The 15,289-nt window shown below is 51.5% G+C and carries 13 protein-coding genes; 3 read left to right on the forward strand and 10 right to left on the reverse strand.

Translation table 11 applies throughout. The features are described 5' to 3' along the window. Positions 1-36: 36 nt before the first annotated feature. Positions 37-672, reverse strand: coding sequence for a hypothetical protein (locus BUB30_RS15020; RefSeq protein ID WP_073135545.1), 636 nt, complete (start codon positions 670-672; stop codon positions 37-39). 12 nt (positions 673-684) lie between these two features. Further along, entirely contained in the window at positions 685-2,832 is a 2,148-nt protein-coding gene (locus BUB30_RS15025) for a TonB-dependent receptor (RefSeq protein WP_073135546.1), read from the reverse strand. Between the two features lie 110 nt (positions 2,833-2,942). On the opposite strand from BUB30_RS15025, the gene BUB30_RS15030 reads away from it, so the two are divergent. Next, complete coding sequence (locus BUB30_RS15030) at positions 2,943-3,593, forward strand: MarR family winged helix-turn-helix transcriptional regulator (RefSeq protein ID WP_073135548.1); 651 nt, start codon at positions 2,943-2,945, stop codon at positions 3,591-3,593. A 52-nt stretch (positions 3,594-3,645) separates the two neighbouring features. Here BUB30_RS15030 and BUB30_RS15035 read toward each other — a convergent pair whose 3' ends face one another. Next, positions 3,646-5,184, reverse strand: a complete 1,539-nt coding sequence (locus BUB30_RS15035; protein ID WP_073135550.1) for an aminotransferase class V-fold PLP-dependent enzyme — start codon at positions 5,182-5,184, stop codon at positions 3,646-3,648. Continuing rightward, on the reverse strand, positions 5,181-5,846 hold the full coding sequence (locus BUB30_RS15040; protein ID WP_073135551.1) for a DUF4395 domain-containing protein: 666 nt from the start codon (positions 5,844-5,846) through the stop codon (positions 5,181-5,183). The genes BUB30_RS15035 and BUB30_RS15040 overlap by 4 nt, the downstream gene beginning before the upstream one ends. Positions 5,847-6,189: 343 nt before the next feature. On the opposite strand from BUB30_RS15040, the gene BUB30_RS15045 reads away from it, so the two are divergent. Continuing rightward, on the forward strand, positions 6,190-7,305 hold the full coding sequence (locus BUB30_RS15045; RefSeq protein WP_073135553.1) for a sensor histidine kinase: 1,116 nt from the start codon (positions 6,190-6,192) through the stop codon (positions 7,303-7,305). Beyond that, positions 7,302-8,021: a LytR/AlgR family response regulator transcription factor gene (locus BUB30_RS15050; protein WP_073135554.1), complete on the forward strand. Its 720-nt coding sequence runs from the start codon at positions 7,302-7,304 to the stop codon at positions 8,019-8,021. The genes BUB30_RS15045 and BUB30_RS15050 overlap by 4 nt, the downstream gene beginning before the upstream one ends. 31 nt (positions 8,022-8,052) lie before the next feature. On the opposite strand, the gene BUB30_RS15055 is transcribed toward BUB30_RS15050, so the two are convergent. The 6 genes from BUB30_RS15055 to BUB30_RS15080 form a co-directional block, all read right to left on the reverse strand. Continuing rightward, positions 8,053-8,358 carry a hypothetical protein gene (locus BUB30_RS15055; RefSeq protein WP_073135556.1) on the reverse strand — a complete coding sequence of 102 codons (306 nt, stop codon included), beginning with the start codon at positions 8,356-8,358 and terminating at the stop codon, positions 8,053-8,055. A gap of 282 nt (positions 8,359-8,640) precedes the next feature. Next, complete coding sequence (locus BUB30_RS15060) at positions 8,641-9,225, reverse strand: RNA polymerase sigma-70 factor (protein WP_073135558.1); 585 nt, start codon at positions 9,223-9,225, stop codon at positions 8,641-8,643. 284 nt (positions 9,226-9,509) lie between these two features. Next, positions 9,510-12,047, reverse strand: coding sequence for an MBG domain-containing protein (locus BUB30_RS15065; protein WP_073135560.1), 2,538 nt, complete (start codon positions 12,045-12,047; stop codon positions 9,510-9,512). Positions 12,048-12,090: 43 nt separating this feature from the next. Then, positions 12,091-12,591, reverse strand: a complete 501-nt coding sequence (locus BUB30_RS15070; protein ID WP_143164939.1) for a hypothetical protein — start codon at positions 12,589-12,591, stop codon at positions 12,091-12,093. Between the two features lie 40 nt (positions 12,592-12,631). Beyond that, positions 12,632-13,963 carry a DUF4302 domain-containing protein gene (locus tag BUB30_RS15075; RefSeq protein WP_073135564.1) on the reverse strand — a complete coding sequence of 444 codons (1,332 nt, stop codon included), beginning with the start codon at positions 13,961-13,963 and terminating at the stop codon, positions 12,632-12,634. A 9-nt stretch (positions 13,964-13,972) separates the two neighbouring features. Continuing rightward, positions 13,973-15,277: a DUF4302 domain-containing protein gene (locus BUB30_RS15080; protein ID WP_073135566.1), complete on the reverse strand. Its 1,305-nt coding sequence runs from the start codon at positions 15,275-15,277 to the stop codon at positions 13,973-13,975. Between the last annotated feature and the right edge of the window lie 12 nt (positions 15,278-15,289).

Consider the following 15,289-nt stretch of genomic DNA (forward strand, 5'->3'; position numbering starts at 1 on the left):
CCGTGGCCAAAACAACCGGGCAGCAATGGTCTCCTGTTATTCGTTACACTCGTTGATGTAATACTGATTTCGATCTTGTCCCCAATACGGCTTGCTCAAATCGCCATTGGATGCTTTTGCAAACAACGGGATTGCCTTTTCAAAGAAGGGCATCGCGTTCTTGCATCCCCCTCCGAAAGGCCGGGGCGTATGAAAAACACTTTGCCCTTTCAGAAAATAGATCCGTGGGTTTGCGGCATTGAGGGCAGTAGCTTCCGCGAGTTTAGCGTCGAAAATTTCTCCATACTTTTTATAACGGCTCATGGGCTTCACCGCCAGACGCGCATTGGCGATGTAGGCCTCCAGGACCAGGATCTCATCGTTGGTCTTTGTCAAGGTTTTTGATTTATTCAAAGCCTGCTCCGCCTGGTCGATCAATCCATCCCGTTGTTTTTCATCTTCCAATAAATAGGACGTCACCACTTTTGCATACGCGGCATAATAATGTGCACTCCATTGGTCGCTATAGCGCGCCGCGATCATATCCAGGCGGTTCACCAAACTGAGTTTTTCCTGCGGGGCTTCCGTCTTTTCGAATTTCAAATAGGTTTCTTTCAATACGGCTTCAAAAGTTTGCGCATACGCAACGATGTTCAGAAACAAAAAACTTAAGATCAATAGTTTATTTTTCATATGCATGGGTGTTTATAATTCATCTTTTTTAAATGAGGTCAGGGAAATGTTTACGCCCACAAATACCGCGCGATATAAGGGAGGAACGATCGGATAACGACTTTGTCCATCTGCCGAGTAACGATAGCCTAACACGTTTTTATAATTCAATACATTGTCCACGTTGGCGTAGAACACGGTGAACCATTTCCCGATGGACGTGAGGTAAGACAGGTTTAGCGAAAGATTCCGGTATGAAGGACTGCGGCTACCCAGGAACGTGTTGTCGAGGGGATTATAATACGGTCTTCCGGAGGTAAAGCTGTAGGTGGCGCCGAGGTTCATTTGGAGCGATTCTATAAAATACTTTGTCGTGATGTTCACGTTGTGATTGGAAACAAAATCCGGTGTCGCTTTCTGGATGAGATTGGCATAGAGCCGTTTCGTGTCGACATAGCTATAGGCAAGCCAATAATCAAAGTTCTTGATCGTCTTCTGATCCCTCCAGAACACATCCACTCCCTGCGCATAACCGTTCCCCGAGTTATCCACCGCGCCATACACCACGCGATAGGGATTGGGATTGTAGGTGGCGTTGAGCTCGCGCACGAGTTGGTTATAGGATTTATAGTAGCCTTCGATGCGAAACGAGCGCGAGTCGTTGATCCATTGGTAGTTCGCCATGTAGTGAACGGCTTGCTGAAAATCGGTTTGATAATCGCGAAGGAGATAACGCTTGTCCGCCAGCTGATAGAAGATGCCACTGGCCACCGACACCTGGCTGTAGCTCCCCGTCTTCGCCGCCAGGGCGATGCGGGGGGCAATGTTTCCTTTTTGCAGCAGCTTGCTGTATTCCACCCGTACGCCGGGTTTGAAGGCCCATTGTTTTCCAGGCTTCCATTCCGACTCCAGGTACACGGCCACCTGGGTTTCGTCAAAGTGATAGGCCGCCGTATCAAAATCCTGTTTGTATTGATAGCGCTGCACTTCGCTGCCCAGCGTGACATTGAACGACTCGGTTAAAAACTGCGTGGCTTCCCCCCGCCATTGCATCCGCCAATCCTTGTTCACCATGGGAAATGCACCCCACTGCGTTTTGTCTTCGTTCATGCTTGCCGACAGGGCCGTATAGAAAAGTGTTTTCCCATTCACCAACTGACGAAATGAAGCATTGGAATAGGTGTTCTGATTTTTCAGACCAAACGGCATCATGCTGCCGGGCCGGTAAGGATCGGGAATTTCCGTCCCGCTCTGATAGTAATCGTGTTTGACAAAGGCTTTAAAAATTCCGCCTTTTTCATTTTGCGCCGACCATTTCGCAGACGCACCGCCACCGGTGGGGACATCATAGAAATTGAAGTTGGTGTTGGCGATCTTATAAAAAGGAGAAAGGTTGCTATAGTTGGCCGTGATCTCGCCGGCGCTGTGCTTCCATCGCTTGATCCCGGACAACGCAACCCCTGCCATGTTCAGGTTGGCGCTCACCGTTGTTTTCTCCGGAAGGTCCATCGTGTTCAATTCTAATATTGATGACAGCGCCTGCCCGTAGCGCACACCGTAGCCACCGCTGCTGAAGGACATGCCTTTGAATTGAAACGGCGTGAAGCGACTGCGCTGTGCCACACCGGGGACGTTGCTGAAGAATGCGTTTTGCACCGTCATGCCATCGATGATCACGGCGCTTTCGCTGGCATCGCCACCGCGCACAAACAGTCCGGTTTGTTCGGCCACCCGTTGCGTGCCGGGCAGGGTTTGGATGGCGCCAACGATGTCGCCGGCTGCCCCTGCATTGGTGTAGATGTCCATCGGCTTGAGCACGGCCACCTCGCGATCGCTGTTCGCTTCCATCGAACCGGCCGTGATCACCACTTCATTGAGCTGCGCCGTTTCTTCTTCCAGCCGGAACGCAAAGGAAGGAAGCGATCCGTTCAAAGTGACGGCGACCTCTTGCTTAACAAACCCGATGGCCGAAACAACGATGGTCTTCTCCCCCGTCTCCTCCGTTGTAAAAGAAAATTTTCCCACAGCATCACTCGATGTTCCGTCCAGCGAATTGAAGATGTAGATGCTGGCGCCGGGTATGACCTCGCCCGATTTGGAGGAGACTGATCCGGAGATCCGGGTTTGACTATACGACGCAAAAGCCGTGACCACTATTATAAAACAGAAGACGATTTTCATTTGCCTGTTTTTTGATGACGTAGCAAACGTAAAGGCGTTTCTCTTTTATTTACATATATTTCGCTATAATTAATAATAATTTACATCGAATCCGATATAATCTAAAAACCATGAACAAGACCGTCGAATTAGTGAATGAGTGGGCGCGCTTTGAAGAGAAGTTCAAAGAGGGGACCATCGAGGAGTTCTGCCGGCATTATCTGATCTCACAACGGGAGAAAAAAGAGATCGGTCAGAATTTCAAAGGCGTGATCCCGCCCCAGGTAGACGCCTACCTGGCCAAACTGCTGGGGATCATCTCGAGTTATATGAAAGTATACATCGATTCGGCCATCGAGGAGATCCCCGACATTAAACGCGCCGAGGATTTCTATGTCCTCAACACGCTCGGCAACCTGGGCGAATCACGCAAAACGGATATCATCAACACGCATTTCCTTGAACTGTCGTCCGGCATCGATCTGATGAACCGGCTGGTGAAAGTTAAACTGATCCAGGAACGCACCGACCCCGAGGATAAGCGCTCGCGGCTGATGAGCGTGACCGACAAAGGCCAGCGTGCGCTGATGAAGTGCTATGAGAAATTCTCCCGGATGGCCGAGATCATTTTCTGGGGCATGAGCATCGACGACAAAAAGTTGTGCATCCAGCTTCTGCGCGGGGTGGAAATAAAACACGGCACCATCATACACGGCCTGCGCGGCAAAAGCCTGAACGAAATACACGCGCTGGTGACGGGAGTGAAAATGCAGCGGAAATAGCAGGCGCAAGTTTGTGGCCTGCGCCTGATGCAGTGTCATCGACAACGATCCACTACACCATCGTCGGAACAAACCTGGCGTGGCGATCGGCATGATGTCCTTTGAACCAGCCCTCTACGCGATGTCGCTCGTGTGTCATTTCCCCTTTGAGGGTGTACTCGTTAGACGAAGCGTCATAGGCATAGTCTGTCATCCATTCGCGGAAGTTGGAAGCGGTCGATTCAAGGGCATCCATGATAAATTCAACCTCCTGGTCGGTCATGGTGGGGTGAAGCGAGATCCTGATCCAACCCGGCTTGGACGAAAGGTCCCCGGCACGAATGGCCTTCCATATTTTGTGCGACCACCCCTGGTCAACGTTCAGCAGCCGGTGGCCATAGGTGCCTGCACAGGAACATCCACCCCGTGTCTGTATACCAAACTTGTCGTTGAGCAGTCGGACGATCAGATTATAATGGGCGCCTTTTACGATAAATGAAATGATGCCCAGTCTCTTTCTAAGATTGCCCTGTAGTATGGTAACATCCTTCATTTCCGAAAGGCGGGCAAACGCTATGGCGAGCAGTTCTTCTTCCCGTCGCAGGATATTTTTAACACCCATCGCTTCTTTCAGCCGGATGCACATGGCGGCCTTTATGCCTTGCAGCACGGGAGGCGTTCCACCGTCTTCGCGCGATTCTATATCCGTGATATATTCACGCGCGTTCCAGGGATTGCTGTAAAGAACGGTGCCGCCGCCGGGGTGGTCCGGCACGGCATTCCGATAGATCTTTTGATTGAAGATGAGCACGCCGGGTGTGCCGGGGCCACCCAAAAATTTGTGCATTGAAAAATAGATGGCATCCAAACCGGCATCCGCTTCTTCCGGGTGCATGTCCATTTGAACATACGGTGCAGCGGCGGCGAAGTCCACAAAACACAAGCCATCATGGGCATGGATCAGCTTGGCAATTTCGTGATAGGGAGTTCGTATGCCGGTAACATTCGAGCAGGCTGTTACCGCGGCGATCTTATTTTTTCTGGATTTGTATTCCCACAGCAGTCTTTCGAAATGTTCCAGATCAACATGGCCCTCTTCGGTTTGAGCAATGATCTCCACCGTCGCCATCGTCTCCAGCCAGGAGACCTGGTTGCTGTGATGTTCCATGCTGGTCACAAACACCACGGGCCGCATAGCTTCGTCTATATCGAACGATTTGGCCTCGGGCATGTACTCCCTCCATCGCTCCGGCATCCGGATGCCCAGCAGCCGTTGTAGTTTATTGACGGCGGAGGTCATTCCGCTGCCACAGAAAATCAGTACGTCGTCCGGGTTTGCATGAACGTGTTCTTTAACAATATTCTTGGCTTCCTCATACGCCTTTGTCATCAGCGTGCCGGTCAGGGTGGTCTGAGTGTGGGTGTTGGCAAAAAAAGGGATCACTTCATTTTGCAAACAGCTTTCGATCGGCCGGTATCCGCGGCCGCTGGCGGTCCAGTCGGCGTACAGCAGTTCTTTTTGCCCGGAGGGGAAACAGAACTTCTGGCCGCGGCCGATGGTGTTCTCCCTGAACGGTTCAAAATAATTCTCCAATGAACCGCGGGATGTCATTGCTTTGCGGTCTTTGCAGCGCTATTGCCAAACATGTTGTGAGGCGGCACATTGATCACGGGGGCCAGGATGCGCACCATCAGGAAAATGCCTGCAACAAAGGCAAACACAATCGCCCATTGTGCGCGCGACACCCGCTGGATGGGCTGTCTTGATTTCACATCGCAAACCTCGCCCGGACAATATTGTGCCTTCTCTCCATAGATCACCCTGTACACTTTGCAGGCCAGACAAATCCCAAACACGGCTTCGAAAAACAAAAAGATCAGACACAGCAAACAGATGACGCCGGTGAACGGACTATAGGCATTGACGACGATGAGCAACGCAAACATGGAGCCTGACAAGAGGACACCGATGATCCACGCAAATTTCTTTTGTTTCGCTCCCACATACTCGGGCACCTGGTTGCTGACGATCATGCGACCGATGATGAGCGAAGGCGAGAACTTCGGATTGATGAACACCCTGATCACAAAGTCGACGAGGAAAAGGGCGATGGCATATTTCGCCAGCCTGAAATCGCCGTTGAATAGAATGAGCATCAACGAGGTGTAGATGACCAGGAACAGTATTCCCGCCGCCGCCCTGATCTCGCGCTCGTTTAATACGGGGATATCATATCCGGGGACGTTCTCACCAAATTGTATAATGTTTTTCATCTTCTTGAAGGGTTAAGGGATTTGGAGTTCAAACGAAACGCGCGTTTTGTTTTATAAAAATAACGGGGCCCGCGGGCTTTTAATAACATCCTATGATAGATAAACGTATATTCTACAAAACCTGCCAAAATCCCGTGACATCCGTAAAGGGCGATTTTCCAAGGTCTCTTGGGCCATACCGAGGGTGGATGGAGCATTTGCAAGGAAACGCCAATCAAATTTTTATGACAGAAAGCGTATTTCATATGATAATCATTCCAGATCGCTAGAAATCCGGGGTTACTCCGAAAGGGCGATTTCCGGTTATCGATGCAATGGGATATCTTTATAGAAGGAAAACAAAATGTTCGCAAAAAGACGTACCGCTTATTTACTGTTTTGTGGCGCCTACATCGGCGCGCTCATATTCGAGAAACCGGTTTATGCTGGTGAGACTGTGCTCGATTGCTTTTCCTATTTGTTCACCGTCCTGATCCACCTTATCCTTTTTGGGCTCCTCATCGTCGTCAACCGTTCCTTTTTAATTCCCAAGCTGTTGGAGAATAAGTTCTTTGGAGCCTATGCCTCGGCGTTGATCGGCTTGATCTTCCTGTACACCTTTTCGATGGGCCACTACAATAGCTTTATCCACCAAACGCTTTTTCACGACGCGATGGTAGAGACCAGCTCCGGGTTTTGGGACAACTTTGTGTACGGGATGTGCTGCACCGTCATCACCTCCATGTTATACGTGACGCAGAAATGGGCGGAGCAGCAGGAACAAGTCAAGAACAGCCACATCAACCAGCTACAAACCGAATTAAAATACCTGCGCTCACAGATCAATCCCCACTTCCTTTTCAATGGCCTCAACACCGTGTACGGTTCGATCGACATGGGCAACAGCCTGGCCAGGAATATGCTGGTTCAATTTTCCGATCTCCTGCGATACAATTTGTATGAAGCGGATGTCGACATGATCGCCATCGAAAAGGAGATCAAACATCTCCGGAACTACGTGGCCCTGCAAAAGGCCCGCAGCAACGACAACATGGAGGTTACGCTCGACATCCATTATTCGGACGGAAATGTGAAGGTAGCGCCGTTGATCTTTATGGCGTTTGTGGAGAATGCGTTTAAATATGTGTCGCGGGAGGATAAGGCGATCAATCGGATTGTCATTTCGTTGAAGCAGGAGCCAGGAGCCAGAAGCCAGGAGCCAGGAACCAGTAGCCAGGAGCCAGGAGCCAGTAGCCAGAAGGCAGGGGTCGGAAGCCAGGAGTCGGGAGGTAAAAGTCAGGGGGTAGGGAGAATTTATTTTGTGTGTGAGAATACTTTTGATGAAGGGGAATCTTCGACCGGAGGGATTGGGCTTACCAATGCTACGCGGAGGCTGGAGTTGTTGTATAAGGACCGGTATCAGTTGGAGATCAAGAAGAAAAATAATCTTTACCGGGTAGAGTTAATGCTGATGGTATGAGAAAACTCAGTTGTATAATCGTGGATGACGAGCCGGTGGCCCGGAAAATTCTGCAGGAGTTTACGGAGCAGGTTCCGTTCCTGGATCTGTTGGGGAAATTTGAGAGTGCGATGAAGGCGGAGGAGTTTCTTAAAAGCCATCAACCGGACATTATCTTCCTGGACATCGAGATGCCGAAAGTGTCGGGGTTGCAAATGCTGAAGCGGGTTAATATCGAGTCGATGGTGATTCTGACCACGGCGTTTCCCCAGTATGCGCTGGATGGGTATGAACTCGATATCATCGATTATCTTTTAAAGCCTTTTGCTTTGCATCGGTTTTTGAAGGCTGTTCAAAAGGCGAAGGATTTTTATGAGATGAAGAATGTCCCGACCGCTAACGGAACGCCGCCGCCGTCTTATATTTTTATAAAAAGTGAAAAACGGATCGAGAAGGTGGAGCTAAGTGAGATCCTCTATGCGGAAGTGCTGGGGAATTATTTGACGATCTATACGGACCGCAAAAAGATCATTGCGTATCTCACCATGAAGAGCCTCGAAAATCAGTTACCTCCTGCTGACTTTATTAAAATCCATCAATCCTTCCTGGTGAACCGGTCTAAGATAGAATCCGTGGAAGGCAACGATCTTATGGTGGGAACAAAGTCGCTGCCCATCAGTCGCAATTATCGCGACGGCGTGACGAACCTGATCAATCAAAGGCTTTTAAAAAGGTGAGTAGTCCCCGAAGGAAGTAACCCGTGTTACCTTACCGGACTTCGTCCTCGTTGTCTTTCGCCACACCTTCCCACCGGCCTTCGAGGTATCGATAGGCTATCCAGCCACCCAGAAGACCGAAGGGAAATGCCATGAGGGTGATGAGAAAATCGGAGAAGGTGCCAAAAGACACCGAGAATATTGCCAAGATAATGGCGATGACCACGGCTGTAAAAAGCAGGCCTCCATAATAGATCGCGACACCCAGAACGGCATAGCCCCAAACATTTTTGCCATTCCTTTCGGCCAGGATATAAAAGGCCTTTCCAATCCAATAAATAAAAAGTAAACCAAGCATAGCTCTGTAGATTACGTTAACGGCTCCGCGCCAAAAGTTCTTCGCGAAGGACCTTAAAACCAACGCCAGGACGCCTATGTATCCGGCTTGCAATATGCCTGCTATTTTTGAAAGTCAGCGCATATCTTTCCCGCAATTGTACACATTTTCTTACTCCAGGGTTATCGTTGCCCCGACCGGCGAGGAGCGCCATCGTTAACGACAAGCCACGTTTCGTGTGCGTCACGCGAGGCATTGGCGCCATTTCTTACGCGTCCGGAAAATGAAAAGCAAGGGAGCCGGCTAACGGCCCAGGAATTCTTTAAAATTCTCGTCTCTTTCCAGGAGCCTGGCGCGGAGAATTTTCAGGGCGTTGACAATGTGGTTCTCCACCGTTTTTTCGGCGATCTGAAGTTGCGAGGCGATCTCGCGGTATTTGAGGTTCTGGAACCGGCTCATCTTAAAAACCTTGCGACACTGTTCAGGGAGACGCTCGATTTCGTGGTGCAGAATTTCCAACAGCGCATGATCTTCGCTGAGGTTCTCGATATACTTGTCGGTGATGTCCTCGGCAATGCGCGCGTGATGTTGGGCAATATTTTTCTGACGGTTCACGTAGTTGATGGACTGGTTGATGACCGAACGGTAGAGATACGCTTTGAGGAACGTGATATTTTCAATGTGTTCCGGTGCTTCCCATAATTTCAGAAAAACATCCTGAACGATTTCTTCGGCAATGGCGGTGTCTTTCACAAACTTCAGCGCGGCGAGCGACAGCCCCTGAAACGTGTTGGAGTAGAGCGTTGTGAAAACGTCATGGTCTGCCCTTCGGATGCCTTCCAGCAGTTGTTCATCCGTGTATTTCGTTAGTATCCGCTCCCGTCCCATGGTGCACCGAAAAAGTTTACACTAACGAATCATCCGAAACGCCAATGCTTCATAGAGTTGAACTTTTTAACGGGCCTGGGATGGTCCAGTTCGACAGGCCTTCATAATTATTTTTCATACGATTCATGTTCAGGAAATCTTTACACACCGAAAACAAAGACAAGTCAGGCCTTAACCTTCACCCAAGCTGGGTACTATACAGCCTGACTGTCTTGTTTTCAATATTGTTGCTACAACAATTGTCGCTTCTCCAGGGCGACCGTTATCGATGTAGAGCGGTGTCTTTACCGGATAATTTCCCCGCGTTTAATAATTTTTTCATTCTTATCCGTCGTGATCCTGAACACCAACAGTCCGGCGCTGAGCTGGCGGGTGTCGAGTACGTGGCGGACCACCGGCGTGTTGAAAGTGATTTCACTCAGTCGTTTCCCCATGATGTCGGTCACGAGGATGGAGCGGATCGGGCTGCCCTGACTTTCGATGGTCAGCTGTTCGCGCGCGGGCACGGGATAGACGGACAGGAATTTGTTGAGCGGATCTTCGGCGCTCATGATGGGATCTTGAACGAGCAGATCACCCGAAACCTGCCCTTTGTAGGACCGGTGATCGATCGTGGCGATCACATAGTATTCACCGATCTCCTTGGGAACCTCGGCGCCGTCGTTGTAGGTAATGGTGACGGGCAGTCCCGCGGGCGTTGTCACCGCGGTCACGGGGAAGGGGTTGCCGCTATAGTAGTGCGTGCCCAGTCCCGTCAGCGCTATCGATGCTTCGGCTTTCTCGATCACGATCCTTGCTTTTTTACGACCGGCATAGTTGGGGCCGTTCACGATGGCCGTCACCTGGTAGCTGCCTCCTTCCACGGGAGGTGTTGCTTCTCCATCATAGAGCAGGGTCACCGACAATCCCGCAGGTGTAGTCGTTGCCGTGGCGGCGTGTGGTGCGCCGTTGTAGGTGAAGGTTCCCACATTCGAGAGGTTGATCGCGGCATAGTCTGCATAGGCATGTTTGTAGATGCCCAGGTTGGTGGAGACGTACACCAGGTTGTCGATCGCGACAAGTTTTTTGTACTCGTGATTTTCGATGCCCGAAATTTCGGATTGCCACGTGTCTTCACTTTCAGCATAGAACACGCCCGAAGGGCTCACGGCATACACGTGGCCCAGGTCGTCGGTGGCCACGGCGGTGAATTCCGAGCCCTTCCCTCCTACGGCAATTTGCTGGGGCGTGGCATCCGGGGTTTCCAGGTAGAACAGTCCATCGAGGGTGGCGGCGTAGAGGTGTCCTTCGCGAACCACCAGGTCGGTGATCTCCTTGTCTTCCAACACATGGGTTTGCCAATGCAGACCGTCGTCGGATGAAATATAAACACCCTGGTTGGTGCCGGCATAAAGATTTCCGCCGGCATCCTCTTTGAGATACAGGATCGACACGCCTTCGCCAATGACGGAGCGCTGCGAGCTTGCGTAAAATTTAGAGTCGATCATGTAAAGGCCGGCGTTCGTGCCGATGTAAACGGAATCTTTCGAGGTCACCAGTATATCGGAGATGGTGCGCACCTCCCGGGGGAAGCCGATATTCCACCAATCGCGTTCGCCAAGATATTCGATGAAGATCTTTGCATTCACCCAAGGCGTTCCCGCGAGGCCTCCCTTGCAGCCTACAAAAATGTCGAGGTTGTCTTTTTCGGCATAGCTGGTCACCACGCCTTCGCCATTTCCAAAATCATAGGTCCAGGTTTTGCCCTGGTCGTTCGATGAATAGATCTTGTTGTTGTCGACCATGGCGATGAGTTTCGATTGATACGAGAACAGCCGATTGATATTGAGGGGCACGCCGATCTGGACAAACTGGAAATTATCCTTCACATAGGGCGCTGTCCAGAAGCCTTCGTCGGTGCCCACCACCAGTTGGTCGGTGAATGGATCATAGAAAGAGCCGGCGCGGCTGTCGCGGGTGGTGAGGCTATTGAAATTCACGCCGTCGCTGGAATAGTAGCTGCCCGAAAAGGTTACGCTCACAAAAATTTCGTTGCCCTTGAGGATGTCTACTTGCCGGATCTGTGTGGTGCCCATCAGGTCGGCCGCCACGGGCACCCAGGTGTTGGGTTCGCCGTCAGCGGCATAGTTCACTTGCAAGCCGGTGTCGCCGGTGCCGGCATACACATCGCCGTTCGCATTCACGGCGAGACTCATGATGGCGTTGGCGGTTTCATAAAAAGCCGACAGCGTCCAGGTTTCACCATCGTCGTCGGAGCGAAACAAGCCGCGGCCCGCACCCGCGAAGAGTGTGCCTTTGTGGTCGTTGCAGATTGAAAAAATGTAGTTGCCATAGTCGGTAGGGATCGTCCGAAGCTCCCAGTTGATGGAACCACCTTTGCCGGGTGTTCTTTTGTAGATCCCTTCGGTGGTTGCCGCAAAGAGATCGCCGTTGTCGTTCACGGTCATGTCGCGCACCATGCCGGGCAATCCATTGTCTTCGCGCTCCCATTTTGTGCCGCCGTCTTTGCTCACGGAGAGTGTGCCTTCTTCTTCCCCGGCATAGCTCACATAGACGGTGCCGTTATATTCATGCAGATCCAGAATGGATCCGGCCGTTACGGAGAACACAATTTCCCACTTGTCGCTTCCCGGAAGCTTCCGGTAAACATAGCCGGTTCCTGATCCACCGAAGTAGGTGCCATCAGTGGTGACCAATGCCGCCGTGATCGATCCACCGTAAGGTCCCTCGGCCGCCTCCCAAAATTGGGCCCAGGCGTCCGTGGAGAGTGCCGTCGCAAAGACGACTATCAATACATTTCTGAGGAGTAAAATTGTTTTCATAGCATAATTTTTTCGTTCGGTAAAGATGATTTTATAGCGCGCGTCAGTTGGTGCCTTTCAGGGTAACCTCGTAGGGCCCAACCACCGCCTGGCTCCGGCCGCCGGTGGCATAGTCTTCACTCAGGTTGAACTGTGAGTGAAAATTTGTCGCCGTGATCTCCTTCACATTAACCTCCAGTTCACCGTCCAGCAACAGCACCGTGGCGTCGGTTGACTTCCAGCGCCACGTTCCCGACGCGCGGAAAAGATGTCCACCATTTTTAGAGGTGTAGGTTCCCGCCGAAACAAACGTGAGCTCCAGGCCCGCATAGTCGGCGCTCACATCGGTTCCATCTTTCACGATGGTGCCGCCGCCGCTGAGCTTCCAGGTTTTTACGATGAGCGTTTTTGGATCGACGTTGGTGGGTTCCGGGTCGTCGTCACTGCCTCCGCAGCTGGTGAACACGAGTGCCAGCACCAGCAAACTCGACGTAATGATCAATAGACCCAGCCAGTGCGCATGCTTCGTCACTGCTCCGCTAAAGAATTGCCATGTTGTTTTCATTGATATTCATTTTTTGGTTTAGGTTTCTGCTTTTGATCGGTTAATAAAAGAATCCGGTAAAATAGATGTCGGCGTCGTCCACACTGAGATACTGCGGGATGAGTCCGCCCAATTCGGCGTAGGCATCATAGAATTCGATGTGGAACCGGTTTTTGTTTACGGCGCCCAGGATGTTGGGAAGAAAATCTTTCACGCGCGATGCGTTGTCGCCCTCTTCGGTGCCCGTTTCAATCGGCAGGGGTGTGAAGGTGTAGATGCCGTCGTCGGTCTTTGAGAACGTGTAGGGAAACTTGCCCCGCACAAATTTGCTCTCCGGGGTCACATAGTAGATGTAGAGGTCCATCGTGTTTTCTTTCACATGCAAATCGAGCACCATGTAGTACAGGGCGATGTTCTCCTGCCGCATCAACGCGTTGTCGTCTATTAACCATTGGGTCTGAAACTTTGGCGACCAGCCGGGCATTCGCTGCGCATAGGGAGAAGGCACTACGGTGCCGGGAGAATATTCATCGCCCAATAAATAGTGCAGCGGTATGGCGGGGAGGGTCGATGATTGCAACTCCATGCGTTGACCTTTGTAGTAGGTGGATAAACTTCCCTTCGCAGCATCCCACAAAATTTCTGCAGGTTCATATCCGCCAATGCTGGGACTGGTTTTCAGCAGGATGCCCCGGGGAGAATAAGAATAGTCGCTTCCGAAAAACTTCGCGCGTTGTTCCAGGTACGTGTTGTAGACGCTCCGTGCCAACGGGTTCAGCGAAAACTGTATGATCTTGCCCGGCTCGGGTTGAAACGACAGGTAGCGCACGGCAGCAAGATATTTCGCGATCTGCTGCATAGAGCTTTTCAGCTGGCGCGTCTCGTAAGCCTGTCGCTCGCCGGAAGTGGTCTTTGTCAATTTCAACACGTCGCCATACTGGCTTCCCAACAGGAACAGCGTGTCGCCCGAACTGTATTGATAGGCATACTCTTTGTCCACGATGGAGGGGATCCGTTCGAGGTTCGATCCTGCTTCAAACACCACACTGGCGTTGACGTGTTGTGTGAGCTCCACGCGATACCTGCTTCGCGAAAACGTTTTGGCTGCCACCGTGTCGGCGTCGGCCAGCATGGAAACCTCTCCTGCGTTGTCGAGCGTGAAGAAGAGTGTGAACATCTTCCCTTTCTTGGGAGTGAGCAGCCCTTGCCAGCCGTCGGTGCCCGAAGCTAATTTCTGTTTGAATTCGTCCAGCTTCAGCTGCGGGTCGGCATAGGATGGTTCGACGGGAATGACCAGGTCGTCCTGTTGACTGCAGCCCACCAGGAAGAGGATGGCCGCCGTGACGATGGCCAGGGGGTGAAAGTGATGATATCGTGTTCGCGTGCGTTTCATTTTCAAAGCTTAAAAGGCTGAACCAAAATTTCCTGAGAAGTAAAACGAGGGACTCTCCACGCATTTCAACTGCGCCACAAAGCCGTTGTCTGTTTTCAGATACTCCATGCGGAAGCGGGAGCTGTTGAAGTAGTATAAAAACGGGGCCATGTCTTCTTCGATAAATTTGGCATTGCCCGTAGGCTCCTCGTAGCGGGTGAACTTGAACACACCGTCTGCCGATTTGGTGTAGGCATATTGATACCGCCCGAGGTAATAGCCCCCATCGCCTACGGCGCGCATGAACACGTCGAGGGTCAGGGTCTTGTTTTGGGGATTGAAGGCCAGCTCGATGTTGCTTAGACCGACGCCCTTTGTCAGCAACGAATTGTGTATCGTCCACCGTGCGTTGGTGTACAAAGGCGACCACCCCGGCAAAGGGTCGAAGGGAACAGACACCGTTGTGAAATCGATGCCCAACACCAGGTGCAACGGCAATATCGGGTCGGCCGACGGCACCAGGTTGATGCGCTCGCCGCCTGCCATCACATAAAGTTTCTGGCTCGCGTCATAAAACACTTCCCGGAAGGTCACGTCCTTGTAGGTGATTGCCTTTTGTAAAAAGATCCCGTTCGTGGTGTAGGCAAAGGGTGTCGTCTGAATATTGAGCGAGTCGGCTTGTTTGAACGAGAGGGAGAATGTTTTCTCGTCGAGGTTGAACCCGGTGTTGATGCGTTTGCCGTCGCGCGACTGCAAGTAGGTGAACGGATTTTTGTCCTTGTAGCCCACGACACCTTTTTGCAGCAAGTAAAGGTCGCCACGCCTCAGCGCTTCACTTTCGGCGGCGGTGGCCTTGATGAGCAACAGCGGCGATCCGTGTTGGTTGCCTTTCAGCCGGATGGTGTCGCCTTGTGTGGACTCGAACGCAAATTCAAAATCGGAGTTCATGCCATGCCCTTGTGCTCCCCCTACCGTGTCGGGGTCGGGATCGGAAAGAATGTGCAGGTAAGAATACGTGTCGAAGAACAGCGACGGGCGTTGTACCGCTTCCATGCGAAACGAACTTTCAAACGGCTTCACCTGGCAGTCGGCGTTGATGTCGGCCAGCATGGTCACGCGGCCTTCGTTGCTGAAGGTCATGTAGAAGCTATAGCCTCCACCCGAACCCGGGAACAGATAGCCTTTCCATCCCGAAGGCGCGTCCACCAGTTGCTGGCGGTAGTCTTTCAGAATTTGCTCCATCCGTTCTTCCGGCCGCCCCATCAGCAACGGATCGTCGTCTTGCTTGCAAGATGCGGCGATGAGGGCGGCGATATAGATAAAAAAGTTTTTCATACGTATAGTTTT

Origin of the sequence: Chryseolinea serpens (assembly GCF_900129725.1) — a bacterium.
Classification (GTDB): Bacteria; Bacteroidota; Bacteroidia; order Cytophagales; family Cyclobacteriaceae; genus Chryseolinea; species Chryseolinea serpens.

What these genes read in the sequence shown, in the direction of transcription:
- BUB30_RS15020 (WP_073135545.1), bottom strand. Translation starts at nt 672, where the DNA reads ATGAAAAATAAACTATTGATCTTAAGTTTTTTGTTTCTGAACATCGTT.
- BUB30_RS15025 (WP_073135546.1), bottom strand. Translation starts at nt 2,832, where the DNA reads ATGAAAATCGTCTTCTGTTTTATAATAGTGGTCACGGCTTTTGCGTCG.
- BUB30_RS15030 (WP_073135548.1), top strand. Translation starts at nt 2,943, where the DNA reads ATGAACAAGACCGTCGAATTAGTGAATGAGTGGGCGCGCTTTGAAGAG.
- BUB30_RS15035 (WP_073135550.1), bottom strand. Translation starts at nt 5,184, where the DNA reads ATGACATCCCGCGGTTCATTGGAGAATTATTTTGAACCGTTCAGGGAG.
- BUB30_RS15040 (WP_073135551.1), bottom strand. Translation starts at nt 5,846, where the DNA reads ATGAAAAACATTATACAATTTGGTGAGAACGTCCCCGGATATGATATC.
- BUB30_RS15045 (WP_073135553.1), top strand. Translation starts at nt 6,190, where the DNA reads ATGTTCGCAAAAAGACGTACCGCTTATTTACTGTTTTGTGGCGCCTAC.
- BUB30_RS15050 (WP_073135554.1), top strand. Translation starts at nt 7,302, where the DNA reads ATGAGAAAACTCAGTTGTATAATCGTGGATGACGAGCCGGTGGCCCGG.
- BUB30_RS15055 (WP_073135556.1), bottom strand. Translation starts at nt 8,358, where the DNA reads ATGCTTGGTTTACTTTTTATTTATTGGATTGGAAAGGCCTTTTATATC.
- BUB30_RS15060 (WP_073135558.1), bottom strand. Translation starts at nt 9,225, where the DNA reads ATGGGACGGGAGCGGATACTAACGAAATACACGGATGAACAACTGCTG.
- BUB30_RS15065 (WP_073135560.1), bottom strand. Translation starts at nt 12,047, where the DNA reads ATGAAAACAATTTTACTCCTCAGAAATGTATTGATAGTCGTCTTTGCG.
- BUB30_RS15070 (WP_143164939.1), bottom strand. Translation starts at nt 12,591, where the DNA reads ATGAAAACAACATGGCAATTCTTTAGCGGAGCAGTGACGAAGCATGCG.
- BUB30_RS15075 (WP_073135564.1), bottom strand. Translation starts at nt 13,963, where the DNA reads ATGAAACGCACGCGAACACGATATCATCACTTTCACCCCCTGGCCATC.
- BUB30_RS15080 (WP_073135566.1), bottom strand. Translation starts at nt 15,277, where the DNA reads ATGAAAAACTTTTTTATCTATATCGCCGCCCTCATCGCCGCATCTTGC.